Origin of the sequence: Exiguobacterium sp. s192, from assembly GCF_018618795.1 — a bacterium.
Lineage (GTDB): Bacteria > Bacillota > Bacilli > Exiguobacteriales > Exiguobacteriaceae > Exiguobacterium_A > Exiguobacterium_A undae.
In genome coordinates this window covers 219104-234876 of record NZ_JACSMS010000002.1, presented here as the reverse complement: position 1 = coordinate 234876, position 15773 = coordinate 219104, and the positions used below count along the sequence as shown (strand labels likewise).

At 46.0% G+C, this 15773-nt stretch carries 21 protein-coding genes; 2 read left to right on the top strand and 19 right to left on the bottom strand.

Annotated features, from left to right (window positions below; all coding sequences use genetic code 11):
- Positions 1-53: 53 nt before the first annotated feature.
- From gcvPB to KNP87_RS06065, 13 genes are all read right to left on the bottom strand, one after another.
- Positions 54-1532: an aminomethyl-transferring glycine dehydrogenase subunit GcvPB gene (gcvPB, locus tag KNP87_RS06125; RefSeq protein ID WP_214721137.1), complete on the bottom strand. Its 1479-nt coding sequence runs from the start codon at positions 1530-1532 to the stop codon at positions 54-56.
- Entirely contained in the window at positions 1525-2871 is a 1347-nt protein-coding gene (gene gcvPA, locus KNP87_RS06120) for an aminomethyl-transferring glycine dehydrogenase subunit GcvPA (RefSeq protein WP_214721136.1), read from the bottom strand. Before gcvPA ends, gcvPB begins: the two co-directional genes overlap by 8 nt.
- Positions 2872-2885: 14 nt before the next feature.
- A complete protein-coding gene (gcvT, locus tag KNP87_RS06115) occupies positions 2886-3968 on the bottom strand; it encodes a glycine cleavage system aminomethyltransferase GcvT (protein ID WP_214721135.1) in 1083 nt (360 codons plus the stop codon).
- 182 nt (positions 3969-4150) lie between these two features.
- Positions 4151-4465: a hypothetical protein gene (locus KNP87_RS06110; RefSeq protein ID WP_028106761.1), complete on the bottom strand. Its 315-nt coding sequence runs from the start codon at positions 4463-4465 to the stop codon at positions 4151-4153.
- Positions 4462-4917 (bottom strand): shikimate kinase, encoded by a 456-nt coding sequence (locus KNP87_RS06105; RefSeq protein WP_251135467.1) that lies wholly within the window; start codon positions 4915-4917, stop codon positions 4462-4464. Before KNP87_RS06105 ends, KNP87_RS06110 begins: the two co-directional genes overlap by 4 nt.
- Positions 4918-4936: 19 nt before the next feature.
- The gene (locus KNP87_RS06100) at positions 4937-5230 is read right to left on the bottom strand and encodes a hypothetical protein (protein WP_214721133.1); all 294 of its coding nucleotides are present in this window, start codon (positions 5228-5230) and stop codon (positions 4937-4939) included.
- Positions 5206-5562: a hypothetical protein gene (locus KNP87_RS06095; protein WP_251135466.1), complete on the bottom strand. Its 357-nt coding sequence runs from the start codon at positions 5560-5562 to the stop codon at positions 5206-5208. The genes KNP87_RS06100 and KNP87_RS06095 overlap by 25 nt, the downstream gene beginning before the upstream one ends.
- Positions 5549-5869, bottom strand: a complete 321-nt coding sequence (locus KNP87_RS06090) for a type II secretion system protein (RefSeq protein ID WP_251135465.1) — start codon at positions 5867-5869, stop codon at positions 5549-5551. The genes KNP87_RS06095 and KNP87_RS06090 overlap by 14 nt, the downstream gene beginning before the upstream one ends.
- Before the next feature lie 6 nt (positions 5870-5875).
- The gene (locus tag KNP87_RS06085) at positions 5876-6343 is read right to left on the bottom strand and encodes a type II secretion system protein (protein WP_214721132.1); all 468 of its coding nucleotides are present in this window, start codon (positions 6341-6343) and stop codon (positions 5876-5878) included.
- Entirely contained in the window at positions 6306-6623 is a 318-nt protein-coding gene (locus KNP87_RS06080; protein ID WP_026833582.1) for a competence type IV pilus major pilin ComGC, read from the bottom strand. Before KNP87_RS06080 ends, KNP87_RS06085 begins: the two co-directional genes overlap by 38 nt.
- Before the next feature lie 17 nt (positions 6624-6640).
- Positions 6641-7600, bottom strand: a complete 960-nt coding sequence (locus tag KNP87_RS06075; protein ID WP_214721131.1) for a type II secretion system F family protein — start codon at positions 7598-7600, stop codon at positions 6641-6643.
- On the bottom strand, positions 7597-8439 hold the full coding sequence (locus tag KNP87_RS06070) for an ATPase, T2SS/T4P/T4SS family (RefSeq protein WP_214721130.1): 843 nt from the start codon (positions 8437-8439) through the stop codon (positions 7597-7599). Before KNP87_RS06070 ends, KNP87_RS06075 begins: the two co-directional genes overlap by 4 nt.
- Positions 8440-8498: 59 nt before the next feature.
- A complete protein-coding gene (locus KNP87_RS06065) occupies positions 8499-8885 on the bottom strand; it encodes a Spx/MgsR family RNA polymerase-binding regulatory protein (protein WP_026833585.1) in 387 nt (128 codons plus the stop codon).
- A 225-nt stretch (positions 8886-9110) separates the two neighbouring features.
- Between KNP87_RS06065 and KNP87_RS06060 the strand changes: the two genes are divergently transcribed.
- Positions 9111-9374, top strand: coding sequence for a DUF2626 family protein (locus KNP87_RS06060; RefSeq protein WP_012369782.1), 264 nt, complete (start codon positions 9111-9113; stop codon positions 9372-9374).
- 49 nt (positions 9375-9423) lie between these two features.
- On the opposite strand, the gene KNP87_RS06055 is transcribed toward KNP87_RS06060, so the two are convergent.
- Positions 9424-10041, bottom strand: a complete 618-nt coding sequence (locus tag KNP87_RS06055) for an MBL fold metallo-hydrolase (RefSeq protein ID WP_214721129.1) — start codon at positions 10039-10041, stop codon at positions 9424-9426.
- 168 nt (positions 10042-10209) lie between these two features.
- Here KNP87_RS06055 and KNP87_RS06050 point away from each other — a divergent pair, with 168 nt between their 5' ends.
- Entirely contained in the window at positions 10210-10389 is a 180-nt protein-coding gene (locus KNP87_RS06050; RefSeq protein ID WP_014969856.1) for a DUF2759 domain-containing protein, read from the top strand.
- Between the two features lie 163 nt (positions 10390-10552).
- Here KNP87_RS06050 and KNP87_RS06045 read toward each other — a convergent pair whose 3' ends face one another.
- The 5 genes from KNP87_RS06045 to KNP87_RS06025 form a co-directional block, all read right to left on the bottom strand.
- Positions 10553-12478, bottom strand: coding sequence for an LTA synthase family protein (locus KNP87_RS06045; RefSeq protein WP_214721128.1), 1926 nt, complete (start codon positions 12476-12478; stop codon positions 10553-10555).
- Between the two features lie 220 nt (positions 12479-12698).
- Positions 12699-13655 (bottom strand): ROK family glucokinase, encoded by a 957-nt coding sequence (locus tag KNP87_RS06040; protein ID WP_214721228.1) that lies wholly within the window; start codon positions 13653-13655, stop codon positions 12699-12701.
- 78 nt (positions 13656-13733) lie between these two features.
- Positions 13734-13931, bottom strand: coding sequence for a YqgQ family protein (locus KNP87_RS06035; RefSeq protein ID WP_026833589.1), 198 nt, complete (start codon positions 13929-13931; stop codon positions 13734-13736).
- Complete coding sequence (locus tag KNP87_RS06030; protein ID WP_214721127.1) at positions 13915-14952, bottom strand: M42 family metallopeptidase; 1038 nt, start codon at positions 14950-14952, stop codon at positions 13915-13917. Before KNP87_RS06030 ends, KNP87_RS06035 begins: the two co-directional genes overlap by 17 nt.
- Positions 14953-15143: 191 nt before the next feature.
- Positions 15144-15653 (bottom strand): GNAT family N-acetyltransferase, encoded by a 510-nt coding sequence (locus KNP87_RS06025; protein ID WP_028106771.1) that lies wholly within the window; start codon positions 15651-15653, stop codon positions 15144-15146.
- Positions 15654-15773 lie beyond the last annotated feature (120 nt).

Sequence of the window (15773 nt, the reverse complement as noted above, 5' to 3'; positions counted from 1 at the left end):
CCCTTTCTTCAAAAAAACCATCCCCGTCAACTTAGACGCGGGATGGTTTTTGATTAGACACGCACTTCTTGTTTTGGTTGGTACCGTAAAACCGGTTTACGTGCAGCTAATGTTTCATCCATCCGTTTGACGACCGTCGTATGCGGTGCGTTCAAGACGATGTCCGGATTCTCTTCGACTTCTTTTGCGATTTGAAGCATGGCATCACAAAATGCATCCAATGTTTCCTTCGATTCCGTTTCCGTCGGTTCAATCATGATACATTCCTCGACATTTAACGGGAAGTAAATCGTAGGCGGATGATAGCCGAAATCAAGCAGACGTTTGGCAATATCAAGTGTCCGAACGCCCAGTGCTTTTTGACGGCGACCGGATAAGACAAATTCATGTTTGCAATACACGTCATACGGTGCGTCATATGCCCCTTTTAGACGCGCCAGCATGTAGTTCGCGTTTAAGACAGCTTCCTTCGAGACACGTGCGAGCCCTGCTCCACCCATCGTCCGAATGTAACTGTACGCACGGACATTAATGCCAAAGTTTCCGTAAAACGGTTTAACGCGTCCAATGGATTCCGGACGATCATAATCGAGGACAAAGCCGTTTTCCGTCTTCGCAACAATCGGTTTCGGCAGATACGGAATCAGATCTTTCTTGACACCGACCGGACCAGAACCCGGACCACCTCCACCGTGAGGACCTGTAAACGTCTTATGAAGATTCAAGTGGACGACATCAAAGCCCATGTCCCCCGGACGTGCGATACCCATGATAGCGTTTGAGTTCGCACCATCATAATACAATTTACCACCCGCTTCGTGAACGGCTTTGGCGATCTCGACGATATCCGATTCAAACAAACCAAGTGTGTTTGGATTCGTCAGCATCAACGCTGCCGTATCGTCACCGACTTTACTCTTCAAATCTTCCAAATCAACAAGTCCCCGCTCGTCGGATAAGACCGTCACCGTATCAAATCCTGCGACCGACGCTGATGCCGGGTTCGTCCCGTGTGCCGAATCCGGTACAAGGACTTTCGTTCGTTTAAAATCACCGCGTGCATGATGATACGCTTTGATCAACATCAAGCCCGTCCACTCACCATGGGCCCCTGCCGCCGGTTGTAACGTTACTTCGTCCATTCCTGTAATCACAGCGAGTTTTTCTTGTAAATCGTACATCAGCCCAAGCGCACCTTGTACACTTTCAACAGGCTGTAACGGGTGGATATGGGCAAAGCCCGGAAGACGTGCCATATCTTCATTGATTTTCGGATTGTACTTCATCGTACACGAACCAAGCGGATAGAAACCTGAGTCGACCCCATGATTTCGATTCGACAGGGCTGTATAATGACGGACAAGATCGAGTTCGGATACTTCCGGCAATTCCACTTCTTCTTGACGGAGCAGGTTCGCCGGCAACAACTCTTCCGGTGCTGTTTCTTCGACTGTCGCGAGCGGCAAGCTGTACGCGATACGACCAGCTTTTGAGATTTCAAAAATCAACGTCTGTTCACTAGTTTTATGCATGAGTCAGTCCCCCTAACGCTATCACGAAGTGATCCAGTTCTTCTTTTGTCCGTAATTCCGTCGCACATACGAGCATTTGATTGGTCCGGCTTTCGTCAAACGTACCGAGTGGTAATCCCCCGATGATTCCTTCTTTCAGCAACTGTTTGCTTGCTTCGTTTGCATCAATCGGCAACTCGACAACAAACTCATTGAAACTTGGACCATCATCGATGATGCGGAATCCCGCCTCGCTTAATGATTTTTTCAAGGCATAAGCCGTCTGCAGGTTACGGGTCGCAAGCTCGCGGATTCCCCGTTTACCGAGTGCACTCATGGCGATCGAAGCCGCTAACGCATTCAGTGCCTGGTTCGAACAGATATTTGAGGTCGCTTTGTCACGGCGAATATGTTGTTCACGCGCCTGTAATGTCAAGACGAATCCACGTTTCCCCTCTTCATCTACTGTTTGACCGACAAGACGCCCCGGGATTTTTCGCATTAACGCTTTTGTCGTCGTGAAGTATCCGCACGTTGGTCCACCAAAGCTTTGCGGAATACCAAACGGTTGACAGTCACCAATCGTAATGTCGGCGCCAAGCTTACCCGGTGCTTCCAACAAACCGAGCGCAAGCGGGTTCGCCGAGACGATGAACAGACCGCCTTTCGCATGTGTGGCGTCCGCTAATGCCTGCAAATCTTCAACCCGACCGTAGAAGTTTGGATATTGAACGATGACACACGCGACATCATCGAGTGCGTCCAGCTGTTCGATTGCCGTTTCGCCATGCGTGAGCGGTAACGTCGCCACTTCGAGACCCGGACCGTTCGCATACGTTCGCACGACATCATGTGCCTCCGGATGAACTCCATCTGATAAGACGATCGTTTTTTTCTTTTTATGCGCACAAGCAAGCATCGCCGCTTCGGCGAGAGCCGTAATCCCGTCATACATCGAAGAGTTGGCGACATCCATTCCTGTCAGTTCGCAAATCATCGTCTGATATTCAAAGATTGCCTGTAATTCTCCCTGTGAGATTTCAGGCTGGTACGGCGTGTACGCCGTATAAAACTCAGACCGGAGTAACATATGATTGACGACAGCAGGTGCATAATGATCGTAAATACCAGCTCCAAGGAAAGACGGGTATTGTTTCATATTCATGTTTTGATCCGCGAGTTTCGAGAGCGTCCGGATTAAATCGGTTTCCGGCAATGGGATGCCCACTTCTTCTAGCGTTCCCTGATCGCGAACGCTTGCTGGAATGTCAGCTAACAAGTCTTCAATCGAATCGGCACCAATCGTCTGCAACATCTGTTGTTCATCTTCTTGCGTCATCGGTAAATAACGAAAATCCATCGTATATGTCCCCCTTATTTGTTCCGGCGATAGAATGGTGTATCAATCCGTCTGGCTGCTAATTTTTTCCCGCGCACTTCGATTTCAAACGACTCTTTCGTCGCATGTTCCGCCGGTACGAGTGCCAAAGCGATCGCTTTGCCGATCGTTGGTGGCAACGTGCCTGTCGTAACGAATCCGATCTGCGTCCCGTCCACGAGGACAGGTGCATCTTGACGGGCGATTCCTTTGTCCAAGAGTTCAAGACCAATCAACTGACGTTGTGGTCCTTCTTCTTTTTGTTTTAATAAGACTGCTGACCCGACAAATGATTTCGCCTCCGGTTTGACGGCAAATTTCATGCCGGCCTCGATCGGTGAAATCGTTGATGACAGCTCGTGTCCGTATAAAGGTAAACACGCTTCGAATCGTAAAGTATCGCGGGCACCAAGCCCACACGGTACGACTCCTGCTTCGAGCAGCGTGTTCCATACGGCGACAGCATCTGGTGCCGCCATGTATAATTCAAAACCGTCTTCCCCCGTATAACCACTTCGTGATACCAGCATCTCGACTCCAGCAAGTTCACCTTGCGCGAATCGGAAAAACTTGATTGCATCCAACTCAAGCGTCGTCATTTCTTGCAACAGTCTGACGGCTTCCGGACCTTGGACAGCGATCTGTCCATACGCATCCGACTGGTTCTCAAGCGTCACATCTCCTGTCAGGTAATTGCGTAGGTGTGCTTCATCTTTTTCAATGTTCGATGCGTTAACGACAAGCAGGTACTCCTGTTCCGCCAAACGGTAAACGAGTAAATCGTCGACAGTTCCCCCGTCTTCTTGGCAAAGAACGTTGTATTGTGCTTGTCCAATCGCAATCTTCGCGATATCGTTCGATAAGGTGTGTTGTAAAAACGGTAACGCATCCGGACCGGAAACGAACAACTCTCCCATATGAGACACATCAAACATTCCGACCCGTTCCCGGACGGCTACATGTTCTTCCTTGATTGATGAAAACAGAACCGGCATTTCAAACCCTGCAAAATCGACCATTTTCCCCATTGGTGCAATCGCGTCGAACAATGGTGTTCTCTTCAATGTCGTCTGACTCATAATTTTCCCCCTAATTACGAACATTTTTACTTCCTTTTCTCTTTATTGTTCAACTTTCAATTACATTCTACCAATTTAAAATCCTTTTTTCTAGGTTTATTCGGAAATTGAACAAAATGAAAGAGAGAAAGGACTAAGTCCCTTCTCCCCTATTGTTTCATATTCAGCCGATGAAAGCCATTTCAAAATGGTTTAAGCCCGGCGGTATGTTCGACTTCTTTTTTCAAGCGTTGTCCTTCGACCAGAAGTTGGCGTCCCCCTTGCTCGACCCGCTTTCCTTCCGCAATCAAATGATCGACATTCCCTTTGATTTGATCAATCCGACTCGTTGTATGATCAATCCCTGTTTGCAACGTCTGTTGACGGATTGAAAAACGTTCCAGCAACTGCTTCATCAGTGTGACATCTTTAGAAATCTTCTTCTTGTACAAGCTGAAGCCGTAAATCCCCAATCCGACGATTGCTAAGACGATAATTCCTACATTGATCCAGATCATCTGTTTTCCTCCAATATCATTTCGATTTCTTTCACTAACTCCCGAACGGATTTGGTTCCGTCCAGCCGGACATCCGATAGTTTCGCATAGACCGGACGGCGACGGCGGAACAACTTTTCAACCGTTGAGCGTGACTTCACCAAGGGACGGGATGGATCTGTTTTAATCCGATTCCAGACGATATGAAACGGTGTGTCAATCCAAACGACCGTCCCTGTCTCTTTCATGAAGGTGTGGTTCTCGTCACGTTCGATGACCCCACCACCTGTCACGATGATCTGTCCCTCGCTGTTTCGAACCAATTCGACTTCTTGGTCCCGAAACCTTTGTTCACCGTGCCGTTCAAAAAAATCCGTAATCGGACCATGTTGTTGCACAAACCGTTCATCCAGTTCATCGACACGATAACGTGTCTGCAAACTGCGACCAATCGCTGTTTTACCAGTTCCCATAAAACCAATCAAATAAACCTTACCCATTCGAAACGACCGCCTCGATTCTCTGTCCGTTGTCTAGTATCGCTTCCATTTTAAAGCCTTTATCCGTTTGTGTACAGATAACACGACCAATTGGATAACGAACCGTTTCGCCGGGTCGGCAATCTGTCGCACCGGCCCGGACCAATGATTCCAGTTGTAAGGCCTCTTGCTCGAGCTGAAGTTGTTTGACCTCTTCATCGAGTTGATGGCAGCTCAGGATAATCGCGACACCGATTCCGATCAACAGCAACAACGTTTGGATCAGGATGAACCCCCCTTCTTGCACTGGACGGTTCTCTGACGTTGATTGAGTTCGAAGATCAGTGTCTGTCCGTCCTGCCTGACTTGGTAATGCTCTACATCGTGGGCATATGTCAGTTCGCCTCCAAATTCTTTTTTTAATCGGATTTGATTCTGGACACGAACGAGACGCCATTTGACGGGTTCTTCCTCCGGATCGACATCGACACCGTGAACTTCTTCACCGACTTTTCCACAAGAAATACTGCGCCACATCAATCGTTCGATCGTATGAAAAAACAACTCTTCCTCCATCAGTTGTTCCTCTTGCGGTTGACTGACGATTTGCGTCATCGTGATCAAACTAATCAATAACAACGGGCTCAGCCAAAGGACCAATGAGATTTCGAGGAGGGTCGTCCCGGATTGCGCTCGCCAAACAGAGCCCTTCAATACACCACGTCCCTTCACCGATTTGATACCCGTCTCTTTTTTCCGCCGCTTGATCGGATGCCATCTGATCGAGTAAACGTGTTTCAATCATGACTTGATTTTTTTGTTGATGAAATGTCAAAAGTGGATCTATCGCAAGGATCAGAAAACCTGCAATCGCCACCATTGAGAAAACGACCTCAAGCAGTGTGAAACCCTTTTCCCGATGCTTTCTGAAATGATGTTCCTCCAAGTACCGTCACCTCACTTTTTGGACAATCATCTGATAGTTACCGAGCAAAAATTTGACTTCATACGCCTGGCTCTTCGATTGGCAATACCAAGTCGAAGAGTAGGTGGAGTGATAACTTTTAAAATAAATAATCCGTCCCGTCGTCGGTACGAGACAAGAATGTCCCGTTTGAAATTCACGTTGCCATAACAACCGTTCATTTGCCATGACAAGATACCCCTTCCCGTCATTTCTCCACCGCAGTTGAATCAGCGTTTGCTCGTTCGTTTTAGAGTACTGCAATAAACGCAACGTCTGAAAATCCTGTGTCAGAATGTTCATCTCCCGATCCAGCGTGTATAAAGCGGGTTGCCGGCTGATTACTGTCGGTAAAAGAAATAAAATCAAACATCCCATCACGACAAGGACCACGGTCATTTCCATCAATGTAAATCCGTTACTTGGCTTTTGTAAGTTCACCCGTTTTTGAATCATACGTATACGTCTCCTGATCACAAGCGAGTTCATTTGGTTTTTCCGCCGTTCCACGATCAATCGTTTGCAGTGACTCCGGATACTTTTTTTCCTTGGCGTAATACAAATTGACTTCCGAACGGATGACACGGATATTCGCTTCACAGCTGACCCCTTTCGCCTGATCCTTACCGCTCGTCATCGTCGGAATCAGGACAAGCAACAGCAACGAGATAATCAGCAGGACCGCAGCCATCTCAAGTAACGTGAACCCTCGTTGATCGTGAATAAATCGTTTCATCTCATCGACTCCTTTGTTCAAAATGGAAGTTGCTGAATCGCCAGTTGAATCGGATAATACAAAATCAAAAATAACGTACCGGTCATTACCGTCAATCCACCGTATAAGACCGGCTCAATCAACAACAGTTTCTTTTCAATCTCTTCTTCAATCGACTCATGCAACAAGGTTGCCTGCTCGAGCAGTAACGGACCTAAGTCTCCGCTTTCCCGTGCGATATGGACTAACCCGACCGTTTCCACATCGATGATATTTTCTTCCTGCATCGCTTCTGATAACGGTTGACCATTTTTTTGACGGTCGTGCAACAAGCCGTACATCCGCTTCTTTTTACTGTCTTGGCCTCGTTCGAGGGAGCGAAAGGCCTCTTCCAATGAAAAACCGGCATCGATAAAGGAACCGACCTCGATTGTGAACAAATAACTGTAGTACAACCGGACAATCTTTTGAATCATCTTCAATTGCATCAACCGGTTAAGCGGAAGGCGACGGAAGGTCAACAGGGAAACGATGAACAACAGTAAGGGCGAGAACGCTAAGAGGTATTTGGCAGAGGGATGGAGGAGAGGCAAAATAAACGGCGGAAGTGTCTCTGGATTCGACATGTCCAACAGAGAGGGAAACACATACAGAGCATAAAACATGAAAAGTAACAACAGACTGACTGCCAGGACGATCGGGTAGCGGGCCATTTTCCAAAATTTCTTTTTCATCTGGCTTTCTAGCTCCAGTAAACGAATCACCTGCTTCAAAATCATCAGCGGGCGTTCCGTTTGATCGCCTACATGCAGTAACTGTTGTAATGTTGTCGGCAGGGCCAATGGCTCGAGCGCCACCGACAACCGATTGCCTTGCTCTAGACGGACTTTTATATCCTCAATGACCGGAAGGAGCAACGGTTCCTCGAATCGCGTTAAAATATCGAGTGCCTCTTTTGTTGATATTCCTTTTGATAACAGTCGGTGAAATCGATTCAAGAACCGACACTTACTTCCGACCGTAAGTTTTCGACGGTACAGCGAACGACTCCCTCCTCCCGGTACAGATGGATGATTTTTTTACAGACGGATAACTCTTCCGTCGTAATGCCGAGCGTCTTTAATCGAAGCCACGCTTCTTCGATTGAACCGGCATGCAACGTAAACAAGACGACATGTCCACTTAAGGCAGCATTGATCGTCAGTCGGGCAGCTTCCGCCGTCCTGACTTCGCCAAACGCAATCCAGTCCGGGTCCGCCCGGAGTATTTCTTCAAAGCAACGTGTTGCATCAAAACCCGCTTTCTCATTTAACTCGAGTTGCAATACACCAGGAACGGTACATTCGACAGGATCCTCTACAGAGATGATTCGTTTTCCTGCCATCGATGCCATCAAAGAATAGAGCATCGTTGTTTTTCCGGCTCCGGTCGTTCCGGAAATGATGATACATCCATGCGTCTGTTGCTCCATCCACTCTAGGTCACGAATGGGATTGAGCAGACCCGCCGCCACTTCACTTGAGACAACAGCCCGGTAAAACCGCCAAGACATCGCATCGCCGTATCGACTCGGTAAAAGCGACACCCGCATTCCGCTGTCCTGAAGAGGATAGAGACCACTTTGAGGAATCCGTTCATTTTGTTCCTTTAAATTGGCCTCATACCGGATATGGCTGACAATCGACTGGTAGTGCGTCAATGACATCGGGGATTGTTCTTTTAAGCCTTCCGTCGTTCGGCAGACAATCCGTGTTGCCTGGTTATCCGGAATAAAGTGAACATCTGTTGCCCCGACATCTTCAAATTGATGAATCAATTGACTGATCTGCGCTCTCAATCCAACACCTCCTTGGACAAAAAGTACACAAAAAAAGAAGCCGGAACAAATCGGCTTCTTTAAGATACTTGGGCAACAATTCGGTTTTTACGCTTTGCAAGTGTTTCAAGTCCTGGTTTATCGTATCCGATTACAAGTTGTTTGCCGTCAGTAATGATTGGGCGTCGTAAAAGTTTTGGATTGTCACTCATCAGTCGAAGCAATTCACTCAGTTTCATGTCATCGACATCGATTCCTAAATCTTTAAATGCTTGGCTGCGTGTTGCCAGTAAACTTTCGATTCCATCCGTCGATAGTTTAAGCAATTCCATTAATTCATCTACTGTTGGAGCATTTCTGAACAGATGACGTTCCTCTACATCAACATGTTCCTCTTTTAACCATGATTTCGTTTTACGACAAGATGTACAGCTTGGATATGTGAAAAATATCAACTCATTCGCCATTATTGCTCCTCCTCTCAAAATCTGTGCTTCTCATTACAGAAACTATAACATGCTTTTTTACCTTTGTACACCTTTTGTACAACTATTGTACAAGTTTTTTTCAAACTTCATCTTTTGTTCACAGTTATTCCTTAACAAACACTAGAACATGATGGACGGATGATTGTTTGCTTGGTAAAATAAGTACGTATATTGACTATCTGTCGGATTTAGGGGGTTATATGAATGGGGAGAATGTACCGCGTACTCGGATTTTGGACTGGCATCATTGCAGTCATGGCATTTATCGGCGCTCTAGGTGGAGACGCTAGCTCAAGTGAGCATACGGATTCATTTTTAGTTATGGGCTTTGTCTTCTTGGCACAAACAGTATTCTTTGCAGCATTAGGCTATCTTCGCCTGACTGAAAAAACGTATGTCTACATTTTTGCAGCGTACTTAACAGTATTCTTCATCGTCTTCACATATTGGTCCAACTTCCAAATGTGAACGAAAAAATCCCTCGCCTTCGAATGAAGACGAGGGATTTTTATGTTTCTTAAAAAAATGGATTCTGTTTGATTTCTTGACGTAAGGTCGTCTCTGGTCCGTGACCCGGATAAAACGTTGTATCATGTGGAATTTCTGCGATGACACGATCAATGGAGTGCATCAGGACGTCTTGATCGCCCCCCTCTAAGTCTGTCCGTCCGACACTTCGTTTAAAGATCAGATCGCCGGCAAATGCCATTCGTTCTTGTTTAAAGTAAAATGTTACACTGCCTGGCGAATGACCAGGTGTTTCAAGAACATGCAGTTGAAACGGTCCAATCGTCAGTGGACCGGGTTCTAACGTCTGTTCCGCCGGTTTCACTTTCAAAGGTGGCATATTGAATTTAATCGACCCGTTCAAGTTCGGGTTCGAGAGCCATTTCATTTCATTAGCGTGAATATAGGCCGGGGCCGAAGTAAAACGTCTTAGCATATCGACGCCGCCGATATGGTCGAAATGCGCATGAGTCAGGAGAATCGCCTCGACTTTTGCGTTGCGTCGCTCGATTTCATCAAAAAAACGCATATCTTCTGTTCCCGGATCAATTACTACACATTTTCCCTCTTTAAAAAGAAGGTAGCCGTTCTCTGAAGCCATACCTGAAGTGATACTTACAATTTCCATCTCATCAAACTCCTTTTTCAGTTCATTCTTCCTTACTATACACGAAATTGTCGAAAGTTCCCCTTCCCCCCTCTCGACTTTATCCGCTCAGTCAGCTAAACTAAAAAGTGAGATTTAAGTGAAATCTTCGTGAACTTCATAACGTGATTTTTTAAGGGGGAGTACGTCATGCATTTGGATCAACCAATCGGTTGGCTTTTCTTTATCGTTGCACTCGTCGGTGTTTGGGCCGTCTTGCGTTCACTTAAGAAACGTCAAATGTTTCCACTCGTATTTGCTGCGCTGACTGTAATCTTATTTGGTTGGTTTGGTATTGCGACATTGATTTTCGGTGGAATTCCGGCATAATCATTTTTTACAAAGAAAAAGGTCAGTCTTTCCGTATGGGAGAGCTGACCTTTTTCCGTTTGAACGTATGTGGAAGTACCCACAAAAAGTACAAATCAAAAGGCGGGACGATTTTAAATCGTCTCCGCCTTTCATTTTCCGCCTGACGTGACCGTCATTTGGATTATTTAGATGTCTGAAGGAAGCGTAACAGGTCACCGTAGATGACTTTATCTGATAGTCCCAACTCTTTTTCCGATTGTTTCGTGGACTCTTTACAAATCGCACCAACCTGTTCATCGGTCACTTCTTCTCCGGTTTTACGGTCATAACACGTTTCTTGTGTGTAGACTGTTTTGTCGGTAATGACTGAACCATCCCGGAACAAGGCATAATCTTTGTGTTCTTTCGAGAACATGTCGGTACCAAACAAGACCTCATCCTCGAAGTTATGACCAAGCAGGTTCAACAGCGTTGGTTTGATGTCGATCTGGCTTGCCACGTTTTCATGCATGACTCCTTTGTCTTGTCCAGGTAAATGGATGACGAAAGGTACACGTTGAAGTTGTGCGACGTCGTATGGTGTCAACTCATCTTTTTCCAGCAATTCAGCCATCGCCGCATTGTGGTTTGTTGAGATACCATAGTGATCGCCGTAAAGCATGAAGATCGTATCATCCCACGTGCCGTCTTTCTTTAATCCTTCAATGAATTTTCCGAGTGCCATATCTTGATACGCCAGTGCTTGGACATAATGGTTTAATGTCGTGGAACTGGTTTCAAGCGGCGGAACGAGTTCATGTTCCGGTTTCGGCATTTCAAACGGATAATGGTTCGTTAACGTGATGAACTTCGAATAGAAAGGTCGTGGAAGATCTTTCAGCATCGGTAATGACTGTTCAAAGAACTTGTCGTCCAGCAATCCCCATTCCGTCAAATCTTCCGGATTACCAAGATCATAATCCGTTTCAGAGAAGAAACGATCAACGCCGAAGCTATTGTAGACGATGTCTCGATTCCAGAACGATTTGTTGTTTGCATGGAAGACTGCTGAATAATAACCGTCTTCTTTTAACATCTCAGGTGTTGCACGGAATTCATTTTCTCCATTCGTAAAGAATGCTGCACCCCGACCTAATGGGTAAATCGAGTTTTCAAGAATAAATTCCGCATCGGCGGTTTTCCCCTGCCCTGTGTTGTGGTAGAAGTTATCCCAGTAATGCGACTCTTTGATCAATTTGTTGAGGTTTGGTGTGATTTCTTGACCGTTTGGTGCTTTTAAGCCAACCGCAAATGATTGAGCAGATTCAAACGATACTACGATGACGTTTTTCCCTTCGTACTTGCCGAACATCGTCGGATTCGGTTTAGCATACTTCGAATCCACAAAACCTTGGACTTCGGACAGTTCTGAACTATCTGCCATCGCTTTTTGTGCCGATGTTTTTGATTGAATCAAGGCATCGTACATATGGAAGTTAAATGTCCCGATGTTTTTGACGAGCAACTCGCGGTCAAACGCACGTGTCAGTAATTCAGGGCGCTCTGTTTCAGCAAGCGCCAAGTTGCCTAAGAAGACAGCCGTCGCCGCCACAAACGCTAAAATCGCCCGTCCACGTGACGCAATGTTTTTTGACATGTCCATTTTTCGTAAGAAGAACGGAAGGATCAACAGATCACCAACGATCAGAAGGTCTGCCCACGTCAACAACGAACCGAGCGAGGCCGAAACCGTCTCTGCATTGGCTGTTTGGAACAGAACTGGTAACGTCAGATAATCATTGAAGAAGCGGAAGAAAATAATATCCGCGTACAGGACAAGTGTCGCAACGACAAGCGTCCCGTAGATAAACCATTTTTGGACGTTTCCACGGAAGAAGAAACTAAATCCAAACATAAACAATGCCGAACTGATTGGATTAATCAGTAAGATAAACGCTTGTGCCGAGTTTGTAACCGGCACATTGAAAAAGAGCGTATACGCGAGATACGTCTTTAACCAAATCAACAGTGTCGCAATCCAAAAGACTTTGTGCTCTTTATAGGTGCTGCGAACACTTTGTCCCATCTTGAGTCGCATACGCGACCAGATGCCAGAGTCTTGCTGCATAAAAACCTGCCTCCTAATATACGTGTGTCCTTTACATCGAACTTTTACACGGCTTGCATATCATAGTCTATTTATACCCGTATCACGTGAAAATTTTACGCTTACTTTTACAAAAATGCAACCGGAATCCGGTCGATACTTAACAATCACATACTTTTATTACGTTTGTAAATAAAAAAAAGATTCGAATTTTCGAATCTTTTCTTAAAACTTCGTGTAATTATTTTTTGAGAAACATTTGTTTCGCGAGCCATGCACAACCGATGACCCCTGCATCATTACCGAGTTCCGCGATTTTAAACGTCGTCGATTGGAAGACCCGTGGCAAGGCAAAACGTTCAAATGTCTCTTTCAACGGAGTTAATAACGCATCGCCCGCTTTTGAGACCCCACCACCGATGACGATGATTTCCGGATTAAAACTGTTTGCCAAGTTTGAGATGGCGAGCCCGAGATGGAACGTCACTTCATTTACTACTTCCGTCGCCACGGCATCTCCTTTTGAATAAGCATCAAAAACGTCCTTTGCCGTCACGGCATTCACATCATTCAGTAATGTAGCCTGCCCTTTTCTTTTCTCAAGACCTAACCGGGCAACACCTGTTGCCGAAGCAATCGTCTCGAGACATCCTTTACGGCCGCATCCACACATGACGCCGCCTTCCGGCAACATCGTGATATGCCCGATTTCGCCTGCCATCCCGACTGTCCCGTGAACGATTTGACCGTTGGTGATCAATCCGCCGCCAACACCCGTCCCGAGCGTCACGGCCAGCAGTTCCGTCGCTCCGCTTCCGGCACCCTTCCACATTTCACCGATTGCTGCCGCATTCGCATCATTTTCAATGACGGCCGGTAATCCGGTCAACCGTTCAAACTCTCCGACCAATTCAAAGTTGTTCCAACCGATGTTCACCGCCTTTTCGACGACTCCCGTATTGAAATCAATGAATCCCGGAGCTCCGATTCCGGCTCCGACAAAGTCTTCGACCCGTTTATTACTTTTTTGACACTGTTCAAAAAATGAGCGTGCGATGTCTCCTGGAATTTGTTTGCCGTCATTTAAGATGACAGTTTCAATTTCCCACTTTTCAACGATGATGCCTTGTAAATCCAAAATTGCCATCTTGACTGTCGTACCGCCGATATCCACACCAAGTAACCATTTCATCCCCATTACTCCCTTATGATCCAAAATTGTACTCCCTTTATTTTAGCCGACTCGATTCATCATGCAAAGGGTTGCACAACCTTTTTACGATTTTCTTGATTGTTGCAGTTCATGCGCTAAAATAATTTTAGCCGAGTCATATTGTTTTTTCTCTAACACACCCGCTTGTTCCAATTCATCCAGTTCTAACATCATCATCGCGATATCTGACTCGCGATCGCCCAAATAGACGATTGTTCCGTACAGCTTAAGCAACTGTTGGACATCATAAAGTGTTTTCATCGTTCATGTTCTCCTTTACAAATGCATCTAAAAGATCATACGTGGCTTGGAGGGATGTTTCATGCGTCCGTTCATAGGAATGACTGGATTCAATACCCGGTCCAAGCAAACCGTGCCTTACATCATGTCCTGCATGGACAGCAGCAGACGCATCTGAGCTGTAATAGGGATAAATATCGACCTTATATGGAATCGCATGTTGCTGGGCAAGACGCGTGAACTGATGACGCAGTGCCAAATCATACGGACCTGAACCGTCTTTCGCACAAATCGAAACCGTGTACTCATCCGAATGTTGTCCTTCACCTAGCGCTCCCATATCAACCGCGATGTATTCTGCGACATCCGCTGAAAAACCGGCATTCCCTCCAAAACCAACTTCTTCATAGTTCGAGATTAAAATGTGAACGGGATGAGGTAACGATATCGTTTTCCATTTCTTGATCAGTTCCAGTAACAGCGCGACCGACGCTTTATCATCGAGGTGACGTGATTTTACGAATCCTGTCTCTGTATGGACAAATCGCGGATCAAACGTCACGACGTCCCCGACTTCGATTCCGGCTACGCGTGTTTCTTCTGCAGTTGTCGACCGGATATCGAGACGAACTTCAATGTTCGTTGCACTCCGTTCTTCGGTGTTCGTGACTCGTGACGTATGGACGCTTGAATGATGGAACACGATTGTCCCGGAAATCGTCTGTCCGTCCATTTTATGTACAAGACAATTTTCGCCTTCAATTGCCGTCCATGCGTACCCTCCGAGTTGAGACAGGCTGAGGCGTCCGGATGGCAGAATTTCCTTCACCATCGCTCCCAGCGTATCGACATGTGCGGTCAGCAGACGGATTCTTGGTGACTGCCCCGGTAACATGGCGAGTAATGCACCCTTTTCCAGCTTTTTATAAGAAATTCCCTCTTCTTTGAATCGATTTTCTACATATGTAAGTGCTTGAACCGTAAATCCAGTCGGACTTGGAATCTCGACTAAATCACGAATCGTCTGAACTACTGCCTGCATACCATTCACTCCTCTTGATTTCGAATGTTTTCCCTTATATATGATAACAAAAGATGGGAACATGCGGGTACACATTCATCCGTGCAACGGAACGACACACGGCTGTCCCATAATAAAAAGTCGTAGATTCAATTCACATTGACCCTACGACTTTTCACGCGTCTAACGACCGTATCTTGATTCAGTTTGGATTAGACGTATTTTTTCATCCAAATGTCGTCCCGGTACGTCCCGTCTTCTAACTTGACCGAATCCGGATCCTCTGCATACACTTCAAACCCTAACGATTCGTACAGACTTTGTGCCGCCTCGTTACCGGACAACACTGCCAAGATGACCTGTTCAACATCCGGAATTTGTTTCGCTTCTTCAATCAAAGCTTCCATTAATGCCCGACCTGTTCCACCGCGGTAATCCGGTGAGACATAAACGGCAGAAATCATCGCCTTATGCGATTCGCGCGATAACTCATACGGTTTGACTTGACCAAAACCAAACAATTTTTCGCCGTCGAACATTCCGAGCCAGACTTCGTCCGAGTCCGGATCACCTTCAAGTCCTTCTTGTACGTCCTTGATCGGTGTTTGTTGTTCATCATCAAACGAATGACCAAACGCATCCGGATGATTTTTTAAACCTTCCAGTCGAAGACTCCAATACTGTTCTGCATCTTCTTTCGTTAACTTCCGAAATGTATACATGACTGTCTTTCTCCCCTTTATGCGTTTTTACTACTGGATCTGATGACGTGAAAACTCCTCTATCCTTTACATAACCTTTTTCTAGTAAAATAAAACCTAGTTTAATCGAGAATCTTTCAG

Excerpts from the sequence above, each read along its gene's own strand:
- gcvPB (WP_214721137.1), bottom strand. The coding sequence starts at position 1,532 with ATGCATAAAACTAGTGAACAGACGTTGATTTTTGAAATCTCAAAAGCT.
- gcvPA (WP_214721136.1), bottom strand. The coding sequence starts at position 2,871 with ATGGATTTTCGTTATTTACCGATGACGCAAGAAGATGAACAACAGATG.
- gcvT (WP_214721135.1), bottom strand. The coding sequence starts at position 3,968 with ATGAGTCAGACGACATTGAAGAGAACACCATTGTTCGACGCGATTGCA.
- KNP87_RS06110 (WP_028106761.1), bottom strand. The coding sequence starts at position 4,465 with ATGATCTGGATCAATGTAGGAATTATCGTCTTAGCAATCGTCGGATTG.
- KNP87_RS06105 (WP_251135467.1), bottom strand. The coding sequence starts at position 4,917 with ATGGGAACTGGTAAAACAGCGATTGGTCGCAGTTTGCAGACACGTTAT.
- KNP87_RS06085 (WP_214721132.1), bottom strand. The coding sequence starts at position 6,343 with ATGATTCAAAAACGGGTGAACTTACAAAAGCCAAGTAACGGATTTACA.
- KNP87_RS06080 (WP_026833582.1), bottom strand. The coding sequence starts at position 6,623 with ATGAAACGATTTATTCACGATCAACGAGGGTTCACGTTACTTGAGATG.
- KNP87_RS06065 (WP_026833585.1), bottom strand. The coding sequence starts at position 8,885 with ATGGCGAATGAGTTGATATTTTTCACATATCCAAGCTGTACATCTTGT.
- KNP87_RS06060 (WP_012369782.1), top strand. The coding sequence starts at position 9,111 with ATGGGGAGAATGTACCGCGTACTCGGATTTTGGACTGGCATCATTGCA.
- KNP87_RS06055 (WP_214721129.1), bottom strand. The coding sequence starts at position 10,041 with ATGGAAATTGTAAGTATCACTTCAGGTATGGCTTCAGAGAACGGCTAC.
- KNP87_RS06050 (WP_014969856.1), top strand. The coding sequence starts at position 10,210 with ATGCATTTGGATCAACCAATCGGTTGGCTTTTCTTTATCGTTGCACTC.
- KNP87_RS06045 (WP_214721128.1), bottom strand. The coding sequence starts at position 12,478 with ATGCAGCAAGACTCTGGCATCTGGTCGCGTATGCGACTCAAGATGGGA.
- KNP87_RS06040 (WP_214721228.1), bottom strand. The coding sequence starts at position 13,655 with ATGGGGATGAAATGGTTACTTGGTGTGGATATCGGCGGTACGACAGTC.
- KNP87_RS06035 (WP_026833589.1), bottom strand. The coding sequence starts at position 13,931 with ATGAAAACACTTTATGATGTCCAACAGTTGCTTAAGCTGTACGGAACA.
- KNP87_RS06030 (WP_214721127.1), bottom strand. The coding sequence starts at position 14,952 with ATGCAGGCAGTAGTTCAGACGATTCGTGATTTAGTCGAGATTCCAAGT.
- KNP87_RS06025 (WP_028106771.1), bottom strand. The coding sequence starts at position 15,653 with ATGTATACATTTCGGAAGTTAACGAAAGAAGATGCAGAACAGTATTGG.